Below are 19,477 nucleotides of genomic sequence, written 5' to 3'. Positions count from 1 at the left end.
AGTATACTTACTAACACCTCATGGAGTGCTTCCAGAAGCACAGTGCCGTGACTGATGGAGGAGTGATAGCAATGGCCGGGTATTTTGAACTCGTGGACGCGCCCGACGGCGGCTATAGGGTCCGGATGATGGACGGAACCGGGAACCTGATGGCCATCTCGGTCACCTTCCCCACGAAGAGGGCGGCCGTTGCCGGAGTGGCAATGGCGCGGGAAATTGCCGGCACGGGCCTCATCCGGGATAAGAGCCACGACGGCGCCGGGACGGTCATCAGGGAACGCGTTCGTCCGGTGAACAGTCCCAAGGAGGAGGCCTCCCGGGCCAGGAAAGCCGCGGATGCCAAGCGGGCTGCGGTCAGCTGATGGTGCCGCAGGAACACGAATCCCCTGACGGCGGCCGCCGCCGGGGGATTCTCTTTGATGTTGACGGAACCCTGATCGACTCCTCGTACATCCACACCATCTCCTGGTGGGGCGCCTTCCGCCAGCAGGGCTACGACATCCCGATGGCCTCAATCCACCACTTTGTGGGCATGGGCGGTGACCGGTTGGTGGACAACCTCCTGCCCGATGACCGGGACAAATCCCTTGATTCTGAAATCATGGCCAGCCATGCCGCGCTCTACGCCTCCCACTGGCCCGCACTGCGCAGGTTTGATGGCGCCAAGGAACTGCTGGCCCAGTGCCATGCGGCGGGTCTCGCTGTCGCGCTGGCGTCCTCCGCACGCAACCAGGACCTGCAGGTCATGAAGTCCACCCTGGACGCTGACGCATTCATCGATGCCGCCACCAGCGCCAACGACGCCGAGGAAAGCAAACCTTCCCCGGACATCCTTGTAGCGGCGCTTGAGGCTCTGGGCGTGGACGCTGCGGATGCAGTTTTTGTTGGCGATGCCGTCTGGGACATGAAGGCGGCCGCCGCGCTCGGCATCCCGGCCATCGGGGTCACAAGCGGCGGGGTCAATGCCGCCGAGCTGCGTGAAGCCGGCGCCGTGGAAGTCTATGCCGGCCCGCGCGACCTGCTGGAAAACTTGACCACCAGCGCCGTGGGCCGGCTGCTGGAGGCCGCCTCCTGATCCCGGGGGTGCGCTAGAGCGTCTGCCCGCCGGTGACGGCGTCCTCGTCACCCGCATTGGCCGGCTTGTCCCAGGAGACCGCCACCCGTACGCCGCCGTCGTCGCCCCGTTCAATGTCCGTCACCACGTCGGCCAGGTTGGCACCCATCTCCACGATCCGCTGCCGGTAGCTGTTGACGAGCTCCTCCAGGCTGGCCTCCGTCCATTCTCCGGGACGCATCCTCGTGGAAATCTCAACAGGTTCCGGCTGGTAGAGCGACATGGTGTTCCTCTTTCAATCGTCATCTCTGGTGGTCTGGCCCTTCCTACGCTAGGAGCAGCAGGCGGGGACGACAAGACTTTCATCAGCCTGCTTACTTTTTTGTCCGCCAGCCGCTAGCGTCGAAGAGAGGGCGCCGTGCCCCGGATCCATAGAAAGGGAGACTGTGAAAGCACTGACGTGGCAAGGAAAACGCTCGGTAAGCGTGGCAGAAGTACCTGATCCAGTTATCCAGGAGCCCACCGACGCCATTGTCCGGATCACCTCCACGGCGATCTGCGGCTCGGACCTGCACCTGTACGAGGTGCTCGGCCCGTACATGCACAAGGGCGACGTGATCGGGCACGAACCCATGGGCATTGTGGAGGAAGTGGGCAGCGGCGTCACCAACCTGCGCAAGGGCGACCGGGTGGTGGTCCCCTTCAACATCTCCTGCGGCCACTGCTATTTCTGTTCGCAGGGCCTGCAGTCGCAGTGCGAGACCACCCAGGTCAAGGACAAGGGTTCCGGCGCAGCCCTTTTTGGCTATTCGGAGCTGTACGGTTCCGTCCCGGGCGGGCAGGCCGAATACCTGCGCGTCCCGCACGCGGACTACGGCCCCATCAAGGTAGGCACCGAACTGCCGGACGAACGGTACCTGTTCCTCTCGGACATCCTTCCCACCGCCTGGCAGGCCGTGGAGTATGCGGACACTCCGGCCGGCGGCACCCTGGCCGTATTCGGCCTGGGGCCGGTGGGCCAGTTTTCCGGACGCATCGGGGTCCAGCGCGGGCTGCGGGTGATCGGCATCGACCCCGTTCCCGAGCGGCGTGAGATGGCGGCGCGGCACGGCGTCGAAACGCTCGACTACACGAAAGATGTGGCGGACCAGCTGCGCGAGATGACTGCGGGGAGGGGACCGGACGCGGTGGTTGACGCCGTCGGCATGGAAGCGCATGGTTCCCCTGTGGCCGGGTTCGCGCACCAGGCGCTGGGCCTGCTGCCGGACAAACTGGCGCAAAAGGCGATGGAAACCGCCGGCGTGGACAGGCTTGCGGCGCTGCACGCATCCATCGAGTCCGTGCGGCGGGGCGGGACGGTGTCGCTGAGCGGGGTCTATGGCGGGCAGGCCAGTCCACTGCCGATGCTGACCATGTTCGACAAGCAGATCCAGCTCCGGATGGGCCAGTGCAACGTGCGCCGCTGGACTGATGACCTCCTTCCCCTCGTGGAGGACGACGCCGATCCGCTGGGTGTGATGGACCTGGTCACCCACCGCTCGGGCCTCGAAGGGGCGCCGGCCCTGTACGAAAAGTTCCAGAAGAAGGAGGACGGCTGCATCAAGGTGGTCCTGAACCCCTAGTTTCCGCCGCAGAGGCTGTTCAGGGCTTCCTGGGCCACGTCCTGCATCTCGTAGATCAGCGGGTTCAGCTGGAGGGTCGGCGGGGCCGGCGGGTAGGCAACTGACATTGTCAGCTGCCTGCTGCCGTCCTCGCTGGTCATGGCGATCATGCCGTAGCCGTCGGTGTCACCGGGAAGGCCGTAGTAGAAACGGTTGTTGCAGGTGTTGTTCCACCGTCGCAGGGCAAAGCCGTAATACTGCGAGTAGCCGCCCTTCATGGCCGTCACCGTGTCCGGCAGAAGCAGGCTTCCCTCCAGAAGTGCGGCATAGAACCGGTTCACTTCCTCCACGGTTGAGATGGCGCCGCCGGAGGGCAGCTCCGCCTGCCATGCCGGACCAGCCACGTCCAGTTGCCTGCCCTCAGCGGTGATGTATCCGTGGACCATGGCGGCCGATTGCGCTCCGCCCAGGCTGGTGGCCGTCAAGCCCAGTGGTTGCGCGACGTCTGCCGCCAGGACCTGGCCGATGCTTTGGCGGCGAAGCCGCTCGATGATCAGCCCCAGGGCCGCGTAGTCGGACCGTGAATAGTTGAAGATCTGTGCCAGCCTGCGTTCCCAGGGAACGGTGGCGGCCAGGGACAGCTGCTGTTGCAGGCTGAGGGGCCGGTTCATGGTCTCCTCCCACCCTCCGGAGGCCAGGAGGGGAACGGAGAAGTCGGGGAGGCCGGATTCGTGCGTTAACAGCTGGCGGACGGTGGTGGGCCCCGGCGGGTGGAGGACGCTGCCGAACTCGGGGAGGTAGGTGCTGACCGGGCTGTCCAGGTCGAGTTTGCCCTCTTCCACCAGTTTGAGGACCGAAACAGCCACCAGGGATTCGGTGACGCCGCCGATGCGGACGGTATCGGTCACCGCGGCACGCTCACCCGTTTCCAGGTTCCGGACGCCGGCTGCGTGCGTCCAGCTGGTGCCGTTGTCCTTGACGGCGATCAACACCGCGGGCGCGCCTTCCTCCAACATCCGGGAGCTGAAGGACTCCAAGAGGGTGAAAGCCGGCGGTTTGTCCGGTTCCGGCGGGTGCGGTTCCCCGGTGCACCCGGCGGTTGACGCCGCCAGCAGGACCGTGCACAGGGCGGCCGCGATCCGTTTGCGCGGCCGGCCCTGGGTTGTGCCCATGTGACCCATTTTCCCCCTTTGGGGAGGGGTTCAGGTGAGGCGGACCTGCCGGTTCATGTCCTTGTAGAGCAGGTAGCGGAACTCGCCAGGTCCGCCGGCGTAGCAGGCCTGCGGGCAGAACGCGCGCAGCCACATAAAGTCGCCGGCTTCCACCTCCACCCAGTCGTTGTTGAGCAGGTACATGGCCTTGCCCTCGAGGACGTACAGGCCGTGCTCCATGACGTGGGTTTCGGGGAAGGGGATGACGCCGCCGGGCTGGAACGTCACGATGTTCACCTGCATGTCGTGGGCCAGGTCGCTGGAGTCTGTGAAGCGGGTGGTTTTCCAGGCGCCGTCGGTGTCCGGCATCGCGGTCGGTTCCACGTCTTTTTCGTTGGTGACGAAGGACTTGGCCTCATACCCTTCGAGGCGTTCGTAGGCTTTGCGGATCCAGTGGAAGGACACAACGTCGCTGGAAACGTTCTCCAGGCCCCACTCCGAACCGGCTGCCAGGTAGGCGTAGCCGCCTTCCTCCAGCTGGTGGAGTTCGCCGTCCAGGGTGAGGTTGACCTTGCCGCGGGTCACAAAAATGACGCCTTCAACGCCGGCCTCGAATTCTGCCTTGGGGGCGCCGCCGCCCGGGCCGATCTCCACGATCAGCTGCGAAAAGGTGGTGGCGAAGCCCGAGATGGGGCGGGCGATGATCCAGGAGCGGGTGTTCGAAAAGCCCGGCAGGTTGGACGTGACGATGTCCGTCATCACGCCCTTCGGGATCACCGTGTACGCCTCGGTGACAATGGCCCGCTCGGTGGTCAGGTGGGTCTGCGGCGGCAGCCCGCCGGTGGGGGAGTAGTACTTGCCCATAACTGGTTCCTTACTTAGGAGTTGGAAGTGGTGGCGAGCCGCGGGTGGGCCAGTCCGGTCAGTTGCGGAATTCCGACGCCGGCAAGCGCCTGGACTTCCTCGGCACCCACTGCGCCACACTGGACGCCCCGGAGGACAAACGCCGCCAGGGCGCGGGCCGTGGCGGGCTCGTCCATGACGCCGCCTTCGGTCTGCTCCACGTAGTTCCGCAGGCGGGCCGCGGCGGAGGGCAGGCCCTGCCGGTAGAAGGCGTAGGTGGCGGCGAAGCGGCTGGGCAGCTGTGCCGGGTGCAGGTCCCAGCCCTGGTAGTAGCCGCGTTCCAGCGACCGGCGGACCAGCCGGCCGTGCAGCTGCCACGCGTTCTCCACGTTGTCGCCCACGGGGATGATGTTGGTGGATCCGTCGGAGAGCCGGATGCCCGTTCCGGCCACGGCCAGCTGCATGACTTCCTTGGCGAAGTCGGCCACCGGGTGCTCCATGGACTGGTATTCGGCCGAGATCTGCAGCGACGCCGAGTAGTCGTAGGTGCCGTAGTGCAGGCCGCTGATCCGGCCCGGGACGGCGTGCGGCAACTGCGCCACCGGCGACGTTCCCTCCGGCCCCAGGATCAGCTGCGGGGTTTCCACCTGCACCTCGAAGCGGAGCCGCCCGGCCGGGAGCGAGTGCACTTCCTCCAGCCGGGAGACGGCGTAGTCCATGGCCTTGACCTGGGCCACAGTGGTCACCTTGGGCAGCGTCAGGACCAGTCCCTCCGGCAGTTCGCCCGCCGCGGCCAGGCCCGAAACGAACAGGTCCAGCGTCCGCAGCCCGCGTGAGCGGGTGGCCGCCTCGAAGCACTTGAAGCGGATGCCGATGAATGGGGGAGCGGTCCCGGCTGCGGCTGCGGCGGCCACAGCGGATGCCGCGGCAACCGCGGCGGCGTCCTCGGCGTCGTCGCCCCTGTCCCCGAAGCCGTCCTCAAAATCGAGCCGCAGGTCCTCGATCGGTTCGCTGGCCAGCTTGGCTTCCACGCACGGGGCAACAGCCTCCGCCAGCGCGGTGTCCTGGCCCAGCAGGGCACCGAGCTTTTCCAGCCCGCCGTGGGCGTTGGCCGCGGCCAGGGCCTCGGCGCCCCAGTCGGCAGTGAACGACGTCGTGAACCGGTCCGCGGGCACGTACACCGTGTGGACCGGCTGGCGCGAGCCGTCGTCGCCCGGGTAGTTCTGCTCCAGCAGGCGGTCCGTGGCGGCCAGCTGCCCGTCGATGGCCGACAGGTCCCCGGCGGACAGTGACGGTTTCGGTGATGCTGCCATGCCTCAGCCCACCAGTTCGTAGGCCGGGGTGGTGAGGAAGTCGGTGTAGTCCTCGGACAGGCAGATGTCCGCGATCAGTTCGCTGGCCGGCTGGTAGTAGCGGCGGAAGGCTTCGTCGCCGAACTCGGTGCGGAGCCGCTCGGTTTCCTCGCCCAGGATCCGTTCCACCAGTTCGCGCGTGACCGTGTTGCCGGTGTCCGCGAGGACCGACTTGTTGCGGATCTGCTGCCACACCTGCGAGCGGGAGATCTCCGCGGTGGCGGCGTCCTCCATCAGGTTGTGGATGGCCACGGCTCCGTTCCCGGAGAGCCACACCGCCGTGTAGGCGATGGCCACGTACAGGTTCAGGCGCAGCCCGGCTTCGGTGACCTGGCCCTCGGCGGAGGTGACGTCCAGCAGCTGCTTCGCGGTCACGTTGACCTCGGGGCGCTGCTTGTCCAGCTGGTTGGGCTTGTCGCCGAGCACTGCATCAAACACTTCGCGGCAGGTGGGCACGAGGTCCGGGTGTGCCACCCAGGAGCCGTCGAAGCCGTCATTTGCCTCGCGGGTCTTGTCGGCGCGGACCTTTGCGAAGGCAGCCTCCGTCACTTCGGGATGCCGGCGGTTGGGGATTACGGCCGCCATGCCGCCCATGGCGAAGGCGCCTCGCTTGTGGCAGGTCTTGACCAGGAGTTCGGTGTAGGCGCGCATGAACGGGGCGGTCATGGCAACCGAGGCGCGGTCCGGGAGGACGAACTCCTCGCCGGCGTCGCGGAAGTACTTGATGATGCTGAACAGGTAGTCCCAGCGGCCGGCGTTAAGGCCGGAGGCGTGGTCCCGCAGTTCGTACAGGATCTCGTCCATCTCGAATGCAGCCGGGATGGTCTCGATCAGCACGGTGGCGCGGATGGTGCCCTGGCCCAGTCCCAGGTAGTCCTGGGCGAAGACAAAGACGTCGTTCCAGAGTCGCGCCTCAAGGTGGCTTTCCATCTTGGGCAGGTAGTAGTACGGTCCCTGCCCGTTGAGCACCAGCTGCTTGGCGATGTGGAAGAAGTGCAGGCCGAAGTCCACCAGCGCACCAACGGCAGGCTCGCCGTTGAGCAGCAGGTGCTTTTCCTGCATGTGCCAGCCGCGCGGGCGGGCCACCACCACGGCGAGCGGCGCGTCCGTGCGGAGCCTATACTCCTTGCCCTCCTCCGAGGTGTAGCTGAGGGTGCCCTGGGCGGCGTCGCGGAGGTTCAGGATGGCGTCGATGACGTTGCCCCAGGTGGGGGTGCTGGCATCCTCGAGGTCCGCGAGCCACACCTTGGCGCCTGAGTTCAGTGCGTTAATGGCCATCTTTGCCGGTGAGGCGGGTCCGGTCATCTCCGCCCGGCGGTCCTGCAAAGCCGCCGGTGCCGGCGCAACTTTCCAGTCGCCGTCGCGCACGTCCTGCGTCTCCGGCAGGAAGTCCAGCTTGCCGGTTTCGGCAACGCGCTGCCGCTTGACGGCGCGGGCTGCCAGGAGCTCGTTGCGGGTGCCGGCGAAGCGGGTGTGGAGCTCCTCGATGAAGGCCAGGGCCTTGGGGGTGAGGATCTCCTCCGCGCGCTCGATGGGCCGGGGGTCTGTGACAGTGATGGCCATTTCTGGTCCTTTCCTTGTACTGAAGTCAGGCGGTGAATCAGGCGCTGGCCAGGGCTTCTTCGAGTTCCTTGGCTGCGGCCGCGGTTGCCACGTTGGCAGCGTGGGCGGCGGCGGCAACGGCAGAGGCAACATCGGCGGCCACGTGGGGATCGAAGACGCTGGGGATAATGTAGCTGGCATTGAGCTCATCGTCAGCTACCCGGTTGGCGATCGCTTCCGCGGCGGCCACCAGCATCTCCGGGGTGATGTCCGAGGCTCCGGCGTCGAGCAGGCCGCGGAAGAAGCCCGGGAAAGCCAGCACGTTGTTGATCTGGTTGGGGAAGTCGCTGCGGCCGGTGGCCACCACGGCGGCATGCCGGGACGCGATAACCGGATCGATTTCCGGCGTCGGGTTGGCCATGGCGAACACAATGGCGTTCTCTGCCATCGAGGCCACCTGCTCCTCGCCGATCACATGCGGGGCGCTGACGCCGATGAACACATCCGCGCCGGCGAGGGCCTCGTGCAGGGTGCCGGCGAAGCCTTCCTCATTGGTGTTCGCCGCGATCCAGCTGCGGTGCTCGTCACCATAGGTCTCCCCGGAGTGGATGGCGCCGGAGCGGCCGGCGGCGATGATGTGCCGCGCCCCCTGGGCCTTCAGGAGCTGGATGATGGCTGAGCCGGCTGCGCCGACGCCGGACACCACAATCTTGACCTCGTCCAGCTTCTTGCCCACCACGCGCAGTGCGTTGACCAGGGCTGCCAGGGTGACGATGGCGGTGCCGTGCTGGTCGTCGTGGAACACCGGGATGTCCAGTTCCTCGCGGAGCCGGTTCTCGATTTCGAAGCAGCGCGGGGCGGCGATGTCCTCGAGGTTGATGCCGCCGTAGACGGGGGCCATGGCCTTGGCGATCATGATGATCTCCTCGGTGTCCTGGGTATCCAGGCAGACCGGCCAGGCGTCAACGTTGGCGAACTGCTTGAACAGCGCCGCCTTGCCTTCCATGACCGGAAGGGCGGCGGCGGGGCCGATGTTGCCCAGGCCCAGGACGGCCGAACCGTCGGTGAGGACGGCGATGGTGTTGCGCTTGACGGTGAGGTTGCGGGCTGCCGCGGGGTCCTCGGCGATGGCCAGGCAGACGCGGGCGACGCCGGGAGTGTAGGCGCGGGAGAGATCGTCGCGGTTGCGGAGGGCTACCTTGGGGACAACTTCCAGCTTGCCGCCCAGGTGCATGAGGAAGGTGCGGTCTGAGACGTGCTGGACCGTGACGCCGTCGAGCGCGTTGAGGGCGTCCTTGACGCGGGCGGCGTGTTCGTCGTCGGTGGTGTTGCAGGTGACGTCCACAACGAGGGTCTCGTGGTGGGATTCGCTGACGTCCAGTGCGGTGATGGCGGCGCCCGCCGCTCCCACGGCTGCGGCAAGCTCGCTGGTGGCGCTGAAGCTTGACGGTGCTTCCACGCGCAGGGTGATCGAATTTCCGGGGCTGGGGTTCGCCATTGAATGTCCTCCTGTTGGGCCTTCTGATCGGCCGTGTCCGGTCTGTGTTCTCGAAACCAGTGTTTTCGTATTATGGATATTATTATCTACAGGATGGAAATACAAGCCCTCCTTGTATGACTGGCGGAAGTGCATCGCGCCATGAACCGGGGTGCTGTATGTTGGGTGTTCTAAGCAATTCTTTTCACGATGCGGATAAGAGTTGTCAGATTCGGAGCCGTAGGAGACAACGGAATGGCAGAAAAAGCCTCGGGCGGTGTGCAGTCGGTAGAGCGCGTCTTCGAACTGCTGGAGCTCATCACGGATGCCGGCGGCGACGTGACGCTCAGTGAACTGTCCTCGTCCACCGACCTTCCGCTGCCCACCATCCACCGCCTGCTGCGGACGCTGGTGTCCCTGGGCTATATCCGCCAGCTGCCCAACCGGCGCTATGCACTGGGCCCGCGGCTCATCCGCTTGGGTGAAGGAGCGAACAAGCAGCTGGGTGCCGTGGCGCGTCCGCAGCTGAAAACGCTGGTGGACCGCCTGGGGGAGACCTCGAACATGGCGGTGCTGGACTCGGACATGGTGATTTACGTGGCGCAGGTGCCCTCGCTGCACTCGATGCGCATGTTCACCGAGGTGGGCCGCCGCGCCCATACCCACGCCACCGGCGTCGGGAAGGCCATCCTCGCGCAGCTGGATGACGAGGCGGTCCGCGGCATCGTGACGCGCGCCGGGATGCCGACGCCCACTGCCAAGAGCATTGGCGACGTTGAGGAACTCCTGGCCGACCTCAAGCTCATCCGCGAGCGGGGGTACTCCATCGACGAGGAGGAGCAGGAACTCGGCGTGCGCTGCTTCGCTATGGCGGTGCCCAACGCTCCCACCCCCACGGCCATCTCGGTCTCCGGTCCCGTCTCCCGAGTGGACGAGCACTTCGCCGACAAGGCCGTGCCCGTCCTCCGCGAGGCCGCCGAAGCTATCTCGCTGGAACTGAACCGCACCTGACCTCCCGTAGCCACGCGCGACGGCGGCCCGCTCCTTCCGGAAGCGGGCCGCCGTCGTACTTGCGGGGAGGGTCAGTGCTCTGACGCCTTTTCGGACGACTCGACGCGGACTTCCTTGCCGTCGCAGTCGATGAGCTTGCCGCCTTCGAAGCGGTCGCCGTCGGCCAGGCACTTCAGGTCCTCTTCCCGGACCACGCGCCCTGTTCCGGCCACAAACACCGACTGGTTTTCCGAGTTGCCCGCCTTGAGGTGGTTGAAGAGCAGGTTCAGCAGGATGGCCATCACCGCGGCGGAGCTGATGCCGGAGTGGAAGATGGTGCCGAACCAGGACGGGAACTTGTCGTAGAAGGCCGGCGCGGCGATGGGGATCATGCCGAACCCGATGGATGCCGCCACGATGATCAGGTTCATGTTGTTCTTGTACTCCACCTTGGACAGCGTGCGGATGCCGCTGGCGGCCACCGTGCCGAAGAGTACGACGCCGGCGCCTCCGAGCACAGGGGTCGGCACCGCTGCGACCACGCGGCCAAGGACCGGCAGGAGGCCGAGGATCACCAGGATCAGGCCGCCGGCGCTGACCACGAAGCGGCTCTTGACTCCAGTGATGGCCACCAGGCCCACGTTCTGGGCGAACGCGCTTTGCGTGAAGGAGTTGAACAGCGGGGAGATGGCGGAGGAGAGCATGTCCGCCCGGAGCCCGTCGCCGATCCGCTTGGAGTCGACCTTGGTGCCCACGATCTCGCCCACGGCAATGATGTCCGCCGAGGTCTCGGTCAGGGTGACCAGGATGACGATCAGCATGGAGATGATGGCGGCAATCTCGAACACCGGCGGGCCGAAGGCGAACGGGGTGGGGAACGCGACGATCTCGCCCTGGCCCACCTTGGAGAAATCAGCCATGCCGAAGGCAAACGCGATCAGGGTGCCCAGGACCATGGCCAGCAGGATGGAGAGCCGGGAAATCGCGGCGCTGCCCACCTTGCTGAGCAGGAGGACGATGGCCATGGTGGCCGCGGCCAGCCCGATGTTGGCCATGCTGCCGTAGTTCTCAGCTTTGCTGTTGCCGCCCATGGCCCAGTTGGCGGCCACCGGCATCAGGGTCAGCCCGATGGTGGTGATCACCGTGCCGGTCACCACGGGCGGGAAGAACCGGATGATCTTCGAGAAAAGTGGGGTGATCAGCAGGCCGATCAGTGAAGCGGCAATAACGGACCCGAAGACTGCCTGGATCCCGCCGCCGCCGTGCACGATGGCCACCATGGTGGAGACGCCCGCGAAGGAAACGCCCTGGACCAGCGGCAGCTGCGAGCCGAAGAAGCGGATGCCCACTGTCTGCAGGATGGTGGCCAGGCCGCCCACAAAGAGGCAGGCCGCGATCAGCAGGCCGATGTCCTGCGAGGACATTCCGGCGGCGGCGCCAATGATCAGGGGCGGGGCGATGATGCCGCCGTACATGGTGAGGACGTGCTGGAAACCGTAGGCGAAGGTGCTGGCGATGGGGAGCTTTTGGTCCTCAGGCCGTGCCGAACGGGTGCCTTTTCCGGCGGCAGCAGCGGCCGGTTTCTTTCTGATGTTCATGGCAGACTTTCTTGGTTCATGGCAGACGACATTGTCTGGCTAACGGTGTCTGGCTAACGGTGTTGAAAGACGTGGGGTGAGTGCCCGGAGTTTTTGGCCATCTATGCAGACTTCAGGAGTGCTGAAGTCGTCTTATCTGGACAAAAACTCCGGGCCGGATGGTGCGTGGTGCGGGTTTAGCAGAAGCCGGCGATGCCGGACCAGGCGATGTCAGCCGGGGTGGCGTCGTCGCGCTGGACGGTGGCTTCGATCAGGCCGTAGGGGCGGTCAGCGGCGAAGAAGACCTCGTTGGGGTTGTCGAGGCCGAACGGCGAGAGGTCCACGAGGAAGTGGTGCTTGTTGGGCATCGAGAACTTGATCTCGTCGATCTCGCTGTGGGCTTCCAGTACCTTGGTGCCCATGTCGAACAGGGTCTGCTGGAGGGCGTGGGAGTACTTCTCCGTGAAGCCTTCGAGCAGGAGTCCTTTGACGTCGTCGTAGCTCTTGTTGAAGTCCAGGGTGCTGAAGTCCGTGCCGGTCTTGAAGCGCCAGCGGGCCGAGACGTCGGTGGCCAGGATGCGGTCCGTGGTCTCGGGCAGGGTGGTGTAACGGTCCTTCGGGTAGCCCACGAAACCGGACTGGGTGGACTTCAGGACGGTCAGGTCCTTGAGCCCGGAGATCAGGTGCGTGGTGGCGCCGTCGCGGACCAGGACTGCGGTGCGGACTTCCTGCCCGTTGCGCACGAAGGAGTGGTCGTGCTCGGTGCCGTGGGCCTGGATCCGGTCCCAGCTGTAGGACTCGGCTTCCCAGCGGCCGCCGGTGACCCAGTCGAAGCTGGAGGTGAAGTGCTCGCCGAGGCGAAGCAGGAACGCCTCGGGCGAGCCCACGCCCTCACGGGCAAAGGCGTAAATGGTGTTCTTCTGGGTGTCAGTGGCCACCACGTGGGCGTTGTCGCCCTCAAGGTGTGCGGCCGCGAAATCGCCCCGCAGCTGCGAGGTGACGTTGAGGTCTTCGATTTCGTGGCGGTCGGTGTCGCGGGTGATCTTGACGACCCGGACCTCGGCCTTGCCGTACTGGTTCTCGCCGAGGATGATCTTGCTGCTCATGGTCTGTTCCCAACTTCCGGTATGTGGAACCTAGGTTCCATCATTGAAATTAAGCGCACGTTTCAAGTGCGTTTCCGGTGGAGCCGACCCAACAAAAAAGAGCCGGCATCCATTGATGCCAGCTCATTACGACCCTGCCTGCTGCTCCCAGGTTACGTGACACCCGCCACGAATTGACAACCAGCGTACCTCCGGAATCCGGTGGTGTACATCACAAAACGAAAAATCAATTTGTGACCACGCCTGGTGCCGACCATTGACGAACCAGCGAAGGCAGCCATAAGCTATTCCACATAGCAAAAGTTCTTTTCCATTTTGTGGAACTAACCCCAGACCTCGAAGGAGGATCAGATGTACCAGCAGGACAGCACGCCGGTTTCACCGGCACCCACGGCGGCAGCTTCAGTCCAGGAGTTCTACCTCCCCCTCGGCGGCGGGACGGATCCGGACTTCTACCTCCCGGCGGACCGGGAGCACGTTCCCGGCCGCTTCTCCCGCTGGGTCCAGGCGCTCCCGGGATTCAGCCGCCGTTCGTAGCCGGCGCACAGGGGCAGGCTTTCACCAGGCCCAGCCGGCGACGCGCATACGCTGGCGATACGCACCTTCAATTCCGCTGCGCAAAAGGACTGGCGAGACCGATATATGGGTCTCGCCAGTCCTTTTCTGCGTCACAGCTGAATTTGCGCGTCGCGGACGGTTGCAGGGCGATCCGGCTAGCCGTTCACCAGCCGGCGCGCGGCCGCTGAATGTTCCGTGATCAGGCCGGCGATATCGAGTCCCGGGATCTGCCCGTCCACCACGCGCCACTGTCCGCCCACCATCACCCGGTCCGCCCGGTCCGCGGCGCACAGCAGCAGCGCAGCCACCGGATCGTGGCTGCCTGAGAAGCGCAGGTCATCCAGCCGGAAGAGGGCCAGGTCCGCCTGCATTCCGGGAGCAAGCTGGCCCAGCCCGGAGCGGCCAAGGACCGCCGCGGAGCCGCGGGTTGCCCAGCCCAGCGCACGCTCCACCGGAACGTCTGCCCCGTACCGCAGCCGCTGGAGGTAGAGGGCCTGCCGCGCTTCCAGGATCATGTTCGAGGCATCGTTCGACGCCGAGCCGTCCACTCCCAGGCCCACGGGAGCCCCGGCGTCCTCCAGTTCCAGGACGCGTGCGGTTCCCGACGCCAGCCGCATGTTCGAGGTGGGGCAGTGCGCGACGGCGGTGCCCGCGGCTCCCAGCCTGGCAATCTCCGCATCGCTGAAGTGGATGCCGTGGCCCAGCCAGGTGCGGTCCGTCAGCCAGCCCACGCTGTCCAGGTAGTCCACGGTCCGCAGCCCGAACATTTCCCGGCAGAAGTCCTCCTCATCCAGGGTCTCCGCCAGGTGGGTGTGCAGCCGGACGTCCAGCCGTTCGGCAAGAGCCGCGCTTTCGGCCATGATTTCCTTGGTGACCGAAAATGGTGAGCATGGAGCCAGGGCAACCTGGATCACCGCATCGTCGCCCCGTTCGTGGTATTGGTGCACCAGCCGTTCGCTGTCGGCCAGCACCACCTCGGCTGCCTGCACGGTTGACTGCGGCGGCAGGCCGCCGTCGTCGGTTCCCAGGGTCATGGACCCCCGGGTGAGGGTGGCGCGCATGCCCAGCCGGCGGACGGCCTCCACCTGGATATCGATCGCGTCCTCAAGGCCCGCGGGGAAGAGGTAATGGTGGTCCGCTGCCGTGGTGCAGCCGGAAAGCAGGAGTTCCGCCAGCGCCACTGTGGTGGCGAGTTCCAGGTCCCGCGGAGTGAGGCGGGCCCACACCGGATAGAGGTTCTGCAGCCAGGGGAACAGCGGCGCATTCGCCACCGGACCCCAGGCCCGTGTCAGGGTCTGGTAGAAGTGGTGGTGTGTGTTGATCAGGCCCGGCAGCAGCACGTGGTTTCCGGCGCCAAAAATCTCATCGCACGGTGCGGACGGCTGCTGCCCTGCGGCAAGAACCTCGGTGATAACACCGCCGCTGACCACCAGGCCGCCGGAAGCGTCGAGGTGGTTGGCGGTAAAAGCTGCCTGCGGGTTTTTGATCCACAAACGGGAAGCCGATGGCGTCATGGTTGTCCTTCTCTGAGCGCTGTTGGTGTCATTCCAGCTCAGTGAGGCCCTGTCTGCTGATCCAGGCGGCCGCGCCCTACGGGTTCAGAACCCGGAAGCGGCACGGCTGGCACCTAGGCTAGAAGGCGCAGGCTCCGGCGTCAACGCCGCGGATTGTGACTGCGGCAGGGGTGAAACCCGCGAAACATGGATTTCACATTGCGAAATTAAAATTCCAGAAAACTATGGCGCAGCCCACAATCCGGTGCTAATCTCGATCTTGCCAAAGGCGGGCACCCGGTCACCGGGAAGCTATCTACCAGGCGCAACTTAACCTTCACAGCACATGCTGAAGCCTGGTAACCGTTCGCACCTGGTTCTACTGGTCCTGCAAGCGGCAACGGGCTTCCCGGCAAAAGGAAGTCGCATCATGAGTACCACCGTCACGGCCGAACAGTTCTTGGCCAGATCCATCAGGTTGGCCACGGCCAACGTCCTGAACAGCGGGGGCCCCTTCGGAGCCATGATCGTTACGGCTGACGGCCGCGCGTTCGACGGCGTCAACCGCGTCACCGCGGACAACGATCCCACCGCCCACGCCGAAGTCACTGCAATCCGCACGGCCTGCCGCGAACTTGGCACCTTTGACCTCAGCGGAGCCGTCCTCTACACCAGCTGCGAGCCGTGCCCCATGTGCCTCGCCTCCGCGCTCTGGGCCCGGGTGGAAAAGGTGGTCTTCGCCGCCGACCGGCATGACGCCGCCTCCGTTGGCTTCGATGATGCCGTTTTCTACGAATACTTCGACAACCAGGACAGGGATTCCCTGATGCCGGTCTCGAAGCTGGTGCTGGACGATCCCGAGGCCCCCGCCCCGCTGGAACCGTTCAACACCTGGAACACACTCGAAACCAGGATCGACTACTAGGCCCGGCGGCTGACATGACCATCCTGGACAACTCACACGAGGAGCATTCGGCTCCAAGCACCCGCAGCCAAAGGCCCGCGAACAGCACCCCCCAACCGCCGGCGTCGGACTCTTTCCTGGACCGGTTCTTCCAGATCACCCAGCGCGGCTCCACCCTGGCCCGCGAGTTCCGCGGCGGCCTGGTCACCTTCTTCACCATGGCGTACATCGTCATCCTCAACCCCCTGATCCTGGGCGGTTTCAGCGCGGACAACGCCCCCACCGACGTCGCCGGGGGCTGGCTGTCCGCAGCGCAGGTGGGTGCCGTCACCGGGCTTACCGCCGGCGTGATGACCATCCTCTTCGGGCTCATCGCCAACCTGCCGTTCGGCCTCGCCGCCGGACTCGGCATCAACTCCTTCCTGGCCGTCTCCGTCATCCAGGAGGTCACCTGGGCGGAGGCCATGGGCCTGGTGGTGATCAACGGCATCCTGATTGTCCTGTTCGGCATCACCGGTGCCCGCACCGCCATCTTCCGGGCAGTGCCGAAGGAGCTGAAGGCGGCCATCACGGTGGGAATCGGCCTGTTCATCGCCTTCATCGGCTTTGTTGACTCGGGCTTCGTCAAGGCGACGGCGGGCGGCCCGCCGGTCCAGCTGGGCAACGGCGGCTCCATCACCTCGATCCCCACCCTGGTGTTCATCGTGGGCCTGCTGGCCATGGGCATCCTGGTGGCACGCAAGGTCCAGGGCGGCCTGCTGATCGGCATTGTGGCCACCACCTTCCTGGCCGCCATCGTCGAAGCCATCCTGCACCTGGGCCCGGCGAGCGCCACCAATCCCGGCGGCTGGCACCTGAACACCCCGGTCCTGTCCGGGCAGCTGGTGTCCGCACCGGACCTGGGCCTGGTGGGACAGTTCGACCTGTTCGGAGCCTTCGGCAGGATCGGCGGACTCGCGGCCACCATGCTGGTGTTCACCCTGGTGTTCACCAACTTCTTCGACGCCATGGGCACCATGACGGGCCTGGCCAAGAGCGCCGGCGTGGCGCACAAGGACGGCACGTTTCCCCGGCTGAAGTCCGCCTTCATCGTGGAAGGCTTCGGGGCGATCGCGGGCGGGGCAACCTCCGGCTCCTCCAACACCGTCTACATCGACTCCGCAGCCGGCATCGGTGAAGGAGCCCGGACCGGCCTGGCATCGGTAGTGACCGGTGTCCTGTTCCTCGGGTCCATGTTCCTCACCCCGCTCACCAGCGTTGTCCCGCTCGAGGTGGCCGCCGCAGCACTGGTGGTGGTCGGCGCGATGATGATGGCGCAGATCCGCGAGATCAAGTTCAGCAAGTTCACCGTGGCCCTGCCGGCCTTCCTCACCATCGTCACCATGCCGCTGAGCTACTCGATCGCCAACGGCATCGGCGTGGGCTTCATCAGCTGGGCCATCATCGGCGCCGCATCCGGCAAGGCAAAGAAGGTCCATCCGCTGATGTGGGTGGTCAGCGCCGGGTTCCTGGTGTACTTCGCCCGCGGTCCGATCAACCTGCTGCTGGGTGCCTGAGCCCCCTTCCGACTACCGGGGCCGGGCCAATGCTTGGCCCGGCCCCCAATAGGAATGACAATATGGACACCACCGCAGCGCGGAAGAAGGAGTGCCGCCATGCTTGACCTGATCCCTTCACTGAGTGGCTGGGCCCCGGCCCTTGGCCGCCAGCGGTTCGCGGTGGCCACCATCGTTCGGGCCAGCGGCTCGGTTCCCCGGCCCGTGGGCACCTCCATGCTGGTGTCCGACGGCGGGGCGGTCCTCGGCAGCCTCTCCGGCGGCTGCGTCGAGGGCGCCGTCGTGGCGGCTGCGTTGGAGTCAATGGACGACGGCGTCACCCGCCTTGAGACGTTCGGCTTCAGTGCCGAGGATGCCTTCGCCGCCGGGCTCACCTGCGGCGGAGAGCTGGACGTGCATATCGAGCCGGCCAACCTGGGTGACCGCTGCGCACTCGGCGAAGCGGTCCGGCAGCTGGCAGCTTACGGGCCGGATGAGCCGGTGGCGCTGGTCCGCCCGCTTGATCGCCGTGCGGCCGGTGGCGGCAGCAACGCCGTCGTTATTGCGGATCCCGGCTCCGCCAGCGTGGCCGGACTTCCGCCATTGGCTGCCCTGCTGGACCTGTTGCCGGCCGCGGACCCGGACGCAGGAAGGGCCCGGGCTGTCCAGCTCGAATCCTTCCTCCGCGCGGGCAGCACCGGCGTCCTGGATCTGGCCGGTGCCGGCCTGTGCGCCGGCGGGGCCACCGTGTTAGTGGAGTCCCGGCTCGCGCCGCCCCGCCTGCTGGTATTCGGCGCCAACGACTTCAGCGCCGCGCTCCTCCCTGCTGCCAAACCGCTGGGCTACCACGTGACACTGGTGGACGCCCGTCCGGCCTTTGCCGCCCAGGCACGGTTCGGAACGGCCGATGAAGTGGTGACGGCATGGCCGCACGAGTACCTTGCAGCGGAGGCGGCCGCGGGAAGGGTTGATTCCCGGACCGTGATCTGCGTCCTGACCCACGACCCCAAGTTCGATATTCCCCTGCTCCACGCAGCGCTCGGATTGGACGTCGCCTTCATCGGGGCCCTCGGGTCGCGGCGCAGCCACGCGCAACGGGTGGACGCGCTCCTGGACGGGGGAGTCCGGCCTGAGCGGATCGCCCAGCTCCACTCGCCGCTGGGCCTGGACATCGGGGCAGTCACTCCCGCCGAGGTAGCCGTCTCCGTCCTGGCCGAGCTCATCGCCGCCCGCACCGCAGCAGCATCCCACCAGCCGTTGAGGGAAACCTCCGGCCCCATCCACCAACCGGCGGCGCGCTCAGCACGCAATCCAGCCACGGCGCCGGCCCCCAATAACGTTAAACAGCAGGAGATCGCATGGACATGAACACCATCGAGTCGGTGGTTCCCACCACCGACCCCGGGCAATGGCGCGATGGCGACGCCTGGCTGGCCGGCGGCACGGTCCTGTTCTCCTACGGCAGCCTGGCGTTCGGGCCGCAGCCGTTGAAACGCCTCCTGGACCTGGGATCCGCGGGCTGGACCCCGGTGACCGTCACGGACGCCGGCATCGAACTCGCCGCCACCTGCACCGTGGCTGAACTGTACAAGCTTCCCGGGACGCCCGAAGCCGCAGGCCGCAGCTGGCCCGGCCTGGAGCTGGTCCGCCCCTGCTGCGATTCCTTCGTGGCCTCCTTCAAGGTGTGGAACATGTCCACGGTGGGCGGGAACCTGTGCACGTCCCTGCCCGCCGGCCCCATGATTTCGCTCTGCGCCGGGCTGGACGGCACCGCCACCATCCTCGGTCCCGACGGCGCCACCCGCAGCGTGCCCGTCACCGAGTTCGTTACCGGCGACGCGCAAAACTGCCTGGCACCAGGCGAGCTCCTTCGGAGCATCCAGCTCCCGGCGTCGGCCCTTGCCTCCCGGGTGGCGTTCCGGCGCCTCTCGCTGAGCAACCTCGGCAGGTCCGGGGTTCTGCTGATCGGACGGCTCGACGGCGGCACGTCCTTTGTCCTTACCGTCACCGCCGCCACCCGGCGGCCTGTGCAGCTGCGCTTCGACGCACTGCCGGACACGGACACGCTGGCCGCGGCGCTTGATGAGGCGATCCCCGCAGACCTTTACCACCACGACATCCACGGCCTGCCTGCCTGGCGCCGGGACATGACCTACCGCCTGGCGGAGGAAATCCGGGCCGAGCTCGCTGCCCCCGAAGGGGCACCCGGGCTCCGGGCCTCCGGCGACTTCTGGCCGCCGTCGGACCGCGTACCCCACGCACAGGCGCTTCACGCACAGCAGGAAGGGGCCTGA

At 66.3% G+C, this 19,477-nt stretch carries 18 protein-coding genes; 9 read left to right on the top strand and 9 right to left on the bottom strand.

Annotated features, from left to right (window positions below; all coding sequences use genetic code 11):
* The first annotated feature begins 71 nt into the window (after positions 1–71).
* Complete coding sequence (locus AC3A4Z_RS06670) at positions 72–362, top strand: hypothetical protein (RefSeq protein ID WP_493972035.1); 291 nt, start codon at positions 72–74, stop codon at positions 360–362.
* Positions 362–1,075 (top strand): HAD family hydrolase, encoded by a 714-nt coding sequence (locus tag AC3A4Z_RS06665; RefSeq protein ID WP_498710855.1) that lies wholly within the window; start codon positions 362–364, stop codon positions 1,073–1,075. Before AC3A4Z_RS06670 ends, AC3A4Z_RS06665 begins: the two co-directional genes overlap by 1 nt.
* Positions 1,076–1,088: 13 nt before the next feature.
* On the opposite strand, the gene AC3A4Z_RS06660 is transcribed toward AC3A4Z_RS06665, so the two are convergent.
* Positions 1,089–1,337 (bottom strand): hypothetical protein, encoded by a 249-nt coding sequence (locus tag AC3A4Z_RS06660; protein WP_050053774.1) that lies wholly within the window; start codon positions 1,335–1,337, stop codon positions 1,089–1,091.
* 163 nt (positions 1,338–1,500) lie between these two features.
* Between AC3A4Z_RS06660 and AC3A4Z_RS06655 the strand changes: the two genes are divergently transcribed.
* Positions 1,501–2,676: a zinc-dependent alcohol dehydrogenase gene (locus AC3A4Z_RS06655; protein WP_498710854.1), complete on the top strand. Its 1,176-nt coding sequence runs from the start codon at positions 1,501–1,503 to the stop codon at positions 2,674–2,676.
* On the opposite strand, the gene AC3A4Z_RS06650 is transcribed toward AC3A4Z_RS06655, so the two are convergent.
* From AC3A4Z_RS06650 to AC3A4Z_RS06630, 5 genes are read right to left on the bottom strand one after another with little or no spacing between them, the layout of a single operon-like run.
* The gene (locus AC3A4Z_RS06650; protein ID WP_498710853.1) at positions 2,673–3,827 is read right to left on the bottom strand and encodes a serine hydrolase domain-containing protein; all 1,155 of its coding nucleotides are present in this window, start codon (positions 3,825–3,827) and stop codon (positions 2,673–2,675) included. The genes AC3A4Z_RS06655 and AC3A4Z_RS06650 overlap by 4 nt on opposite strands.
* Positions 3,828–3,857: 30 nt before the next feature.
* A complete protein-coding gene (locus AC3A4Z_RS06645) occupies positions 3,858–4,670 on the bottom strand; it encodes a bifunctional allantoicase/(S)-ureidoglycine aminohydrolase (protein WP_455835432.1) in 813 nt (270 codons plus the stop codon).
* Positions 4,671–4,684: 14 nt separating this feature from the next.
* On the bottom strand, positions 4,685–5,962 hold the full coding sequence (locus AC3A4Z_RS06640; protein WP_498710852.1) for a DUF6986 family protein: 1,278 nt from the start codon (positions 5,960–5,962) through the stop codon (positions 4,685–4,687).
* 3 nt (positions 5,963–5,965) lie between these two features.
* Positions 5,966–7,564 carry a malate synthase A gene (gene aceB / locus AC3A4Z_RS06635; protein ID WP_498710851.1) on the bottom strand — a complete coding sequence of 533 codons (1,599 nt, stop codon included), beginning with the start codon at positions 7,562–7,564 and terminating at the stop codon, positions 5,966–5,968.
* 37 nt (positions 7,565–7,601) lie between these two features.
* The gene (locus tag AC3A4Z_RS06630; RefSeq protein WP_498710850.1) at positions 7,602–9,041 is read right to left on the bottom strand and encodes an NAD-dependent malic enzyme; all 1,440 of its coding nucleotides are present in this window, start codon (positions 9,039–9,041) and stop codon (positions 7,602–7,604) included.
* Between the two features lie 234 nt (positions 9,042–9,275).
* On the opposite strand from AC3A4Z_RS06630, the gene AC3A4Z_RS06625 reads away from it, so the two are divergent.
* Entirely contained in the window at positions 9,276–10,031 is a 756-nt protein-coding gene (locus AC3A4Z_RS06625; RefSeq protein WP_498710849.1) for an IclR family transcriptional regulator, read from the top strand.
* Positions 10,032–10,102: 71 nt separating this feature from the next.
* Here the strand turns inward: AC3A4Z_RS06625 and AC3A4Z_RS06620 are convergent, their stop codons facing one another.
* Together AC3A4Z_RS06620 and pucL are read right to left on the bottom strand one after the other, a co-directional pair.
* Entirely contained in the window at positions 10,103–11,608 is a 1,506-nt protein-coding gene (locus AC3A4Z_RS06620; RefSeq protein WP_493972042.1) for a solute carrier family 23 protein, read from the bottom strand.
* A 176-nt stretch (positions 11,609–11,784) separates the two neighbouring features.
* A complete protein-coding gene (gene pucL, locus AC3A4Z_RS06615) occupies positions 11,785–12,693 on the bottom strand; it encodes a factor-independent urate hydroxylase (protein WP_493972043.1) in 909 nt (302 codons plus the stop codon).
* A 351-nt stretch (positions 12,694–13,044) separates the two neighbouring features.
* Here pucL and AC3A4Z_RS06610 point away from each other — a divergent pair, with 351 nt between their 5' ends.
* Positions 13,045–13,230, top strand: a complete 186-nt coding sequence (locus tag AC3A4Z_RS06610) for a hypothetical protein (RefSeq protein ID WP_050053784.1) — start codon at positions 13,045–13,047, stop codon at positions 13,228–13,230.
* Positions 13,231–13,406: 176 nt separating this feature from the next.
* Here the strand turns inward: AC3A4Z_RS06610 and AC3A4Z_RS06605 are convergent, their stop codons facing one another.
* On the bottom strand, positions 13,407–14,765 hold the full coding sequence (locus tag AC3A4Z_RS06605; RefSeq protein WP_498710848.1) for an 8-oxoguanine deaminase: 1,359 nt from the start codon (positions 14,763–14,765) through the stop codon (positions 13,407–13,409).
* A gap of 409 nt (positions 14,766–15,174) precedes the next feature.
* Here AC3A4Z_RS06605 and AC3A4Z_RS06600 point away from each other — a divergent pair, with 409 nt between their 5' ends.
* The 4 genes from AC3A4Z_RS06600 to AC3A4Z_RS06585 all read left to right on the top strand — a co-directional run bounded on the left by AC3A4Z_RS06600 (position 15,175) and on the right by AC3A4Z_RS06585 (position 19,477).
* Entirely contained in the window at positions 15,175–15,669 is a 495-nt protein-coding gene (locus tag AC3A4Z_RS06600; RefSeq protein ID WP_498710847.1) for a nucleoside deaminase, read from the top strand.
* Between the two features lie 14 nt (positions 15,670–15,683).
* A complete protein-coding gene (locus AC3A4Z_RS06595) occupies positions 15,684–17,204 on the top strand; it encodes an NCS2 family permease (protein ID WP_498710846.1) in 1,521 nt (506 codons plus the stop codon).
* A 99-nt stretch (positions 17,205–17,303) separates the two neighbouring features.
* Complete coding sequence (locus tag AC3A4Z_RS06590; protein WP_498710845.1) at positions 17,304–18,551, top strand: XdhC family protein; 1,248 nt, start codon at positions 17,304–17,306, stop codon at positions 18,549–18,551.
* The gene (locus AC3A4Z_RS06585) at positions 18,542–19,477 is read left to right on the top strand and encodes an FAD binding domain-containing protein (RefSeq protein WP_498710844.1); all 936 of its coding nucleotides are present in this window, start codon (positions 18,542–18,544) and stop codon (positions 19,475–19,477) included. Before AC3A4Z_RS06590 ends, AC3A4Z_RS06585 begins: the two co-directional genes overlap by 10 nt.

It is taken from the genome of Arthrobacter sp. Soil_C_49 (genome assembly GCF_057656635.1).
Note: the sequence above shows the minus strand (reverse complement) of the source record. Positions and strands in the feature narration are given on the sequence as shown.

What these genes read in the sequence shown, in the direction of transcription:
- AC3A4Z_RS06620 (WP_493972042.1), bottom strand. Translation starts at nt 11,608, where the DNA reads ATGAACATCAGAAAGAAACCGGCCGCTGCTGCCGCCGGAAAAGGCACC.
- AC3A4Z_RS06645 (WP_455835432.1), bottom strand. Translation starts at nt 4,670, where the DNA reads ATGGGCAAGTACTACTCCCCCACCGGCGGGCTGCCGCCGCAGACCCAC.
- AC3A4Z_RS06600 (WP_498710847.1), top strand. Translation starts at nt 15,175, where the DNA reads ATGAGTACCACCGTCACGGCCGAACAGTTCTTGGCCAGATCCATCAGG.
- pucL (WP_493972043.1), bottom strand. Translation starts at nt 12,693, where the DNA reads ATGAGCAGCAAGATCATCCTCGGCGAGAACCAGTACGGCAAGGCCGAG.
- AC3A4Z_RS06610 (WP_050053784.1), top strand. Translation starts at nt 13,045, where the DNA reads ATGTACCAGCAGGACAGCACGCCGGTTTCACCGGCACCCACGGCGGCA.
- AC3A4Z_RS06585 (WP_498710844.1), top strand. Translation starts at nt 18,542, where the DNA reads ATGGACATGAACACCATCGAGTCGGTGGTTCCCACCACCGACCCCGGG.
- aceB (WP_498710851.1), bottom strand. Translation starts at nt 7,564, where the DNA reads ATGGCCATCACTGTCACAGACCCCCGGCCCATCGAGCGCGCGGAGGAG.
- AC3A4Z_RS06595 (WP_498710846.1), top strand. Translation starts at nt 15,684, where the DNA reads ATGACCATCCTGGACAACTCACACGAGGAGCATTCGGCTCCAAGCACC.
- AC3A4Z_RS06605 (WP_498710848.1), bottom strand. Translation starts at nt 14,765, where the DNA reads ATGACGCCATCGGCTTCCCGTTTGTGGATCAAAAACCCGCAGGCAGCT.
- AC3A4Z_RS06670 (WP_493972035.1), top strand. Translation starts at nt 72, where the DNA reads ATGGCCGGGTATTTTGAACTCGTGGACGCGCCCGACGGCGGCTATAGG.
- AC3A4Z_RS06650 (WP_498710853.1), bottom strand. Translation starts at nt 3,827, where the DNA reads ATGGGCACAACCCAGGGCCGGCCGCGCAAACGGATCGCGGCCGCCCTG.
- AC3A4Z_RS06630 (WP_498710850.1), bottom strand. Translation starts at nt 9,041, where the DNA reads ATGGCGAACCCCAGCCCCGGAAATTCGATCACCCTGCGCGTGGAAGCA.
- AC3A4Z_RS06625 (WP_498710849.1), top strand. Translation starts at nt 9,276, where the DNA reads ATGGCAGAAAAAGCCTCGGGCGGTGTGCAGTCGGTAGAGCGCGTCTTC.
- AC3A4Z_RS06660 (WP_050053774.1), bottom strand. Translation starts at nt 1,337, where the DNA reads ATGTCGCTCTACCAGCCGGAACCTGTTGAGATTTCCACGAGGATGCGT.
- AC3A4Z_RS06590 (WP_498710845.1), top strand. Translation starts at nt 17,304, where the DNA reads ATGCTTGACCTGATCCCTTCACTGAGTGGCTGGGCCCCGGCCCTTGGC.
- AC3A4Z_RS06640 (WP_498710852.1), bottom strand. Translation starts at nt 5,962, where the DNA reads ATGGCAGCATCACCGAAACCGTCACTGTCCGCCGGGGACCTGTCGGCC.
- AC3A4Z_RS06665 (WP_498710855.1), top strand. Translation starts at nt 362, where the DNA reads ATGGTGCCGCAGGAACACGAATCCCCTGACGGCGGCCGCCGCCGGGGG.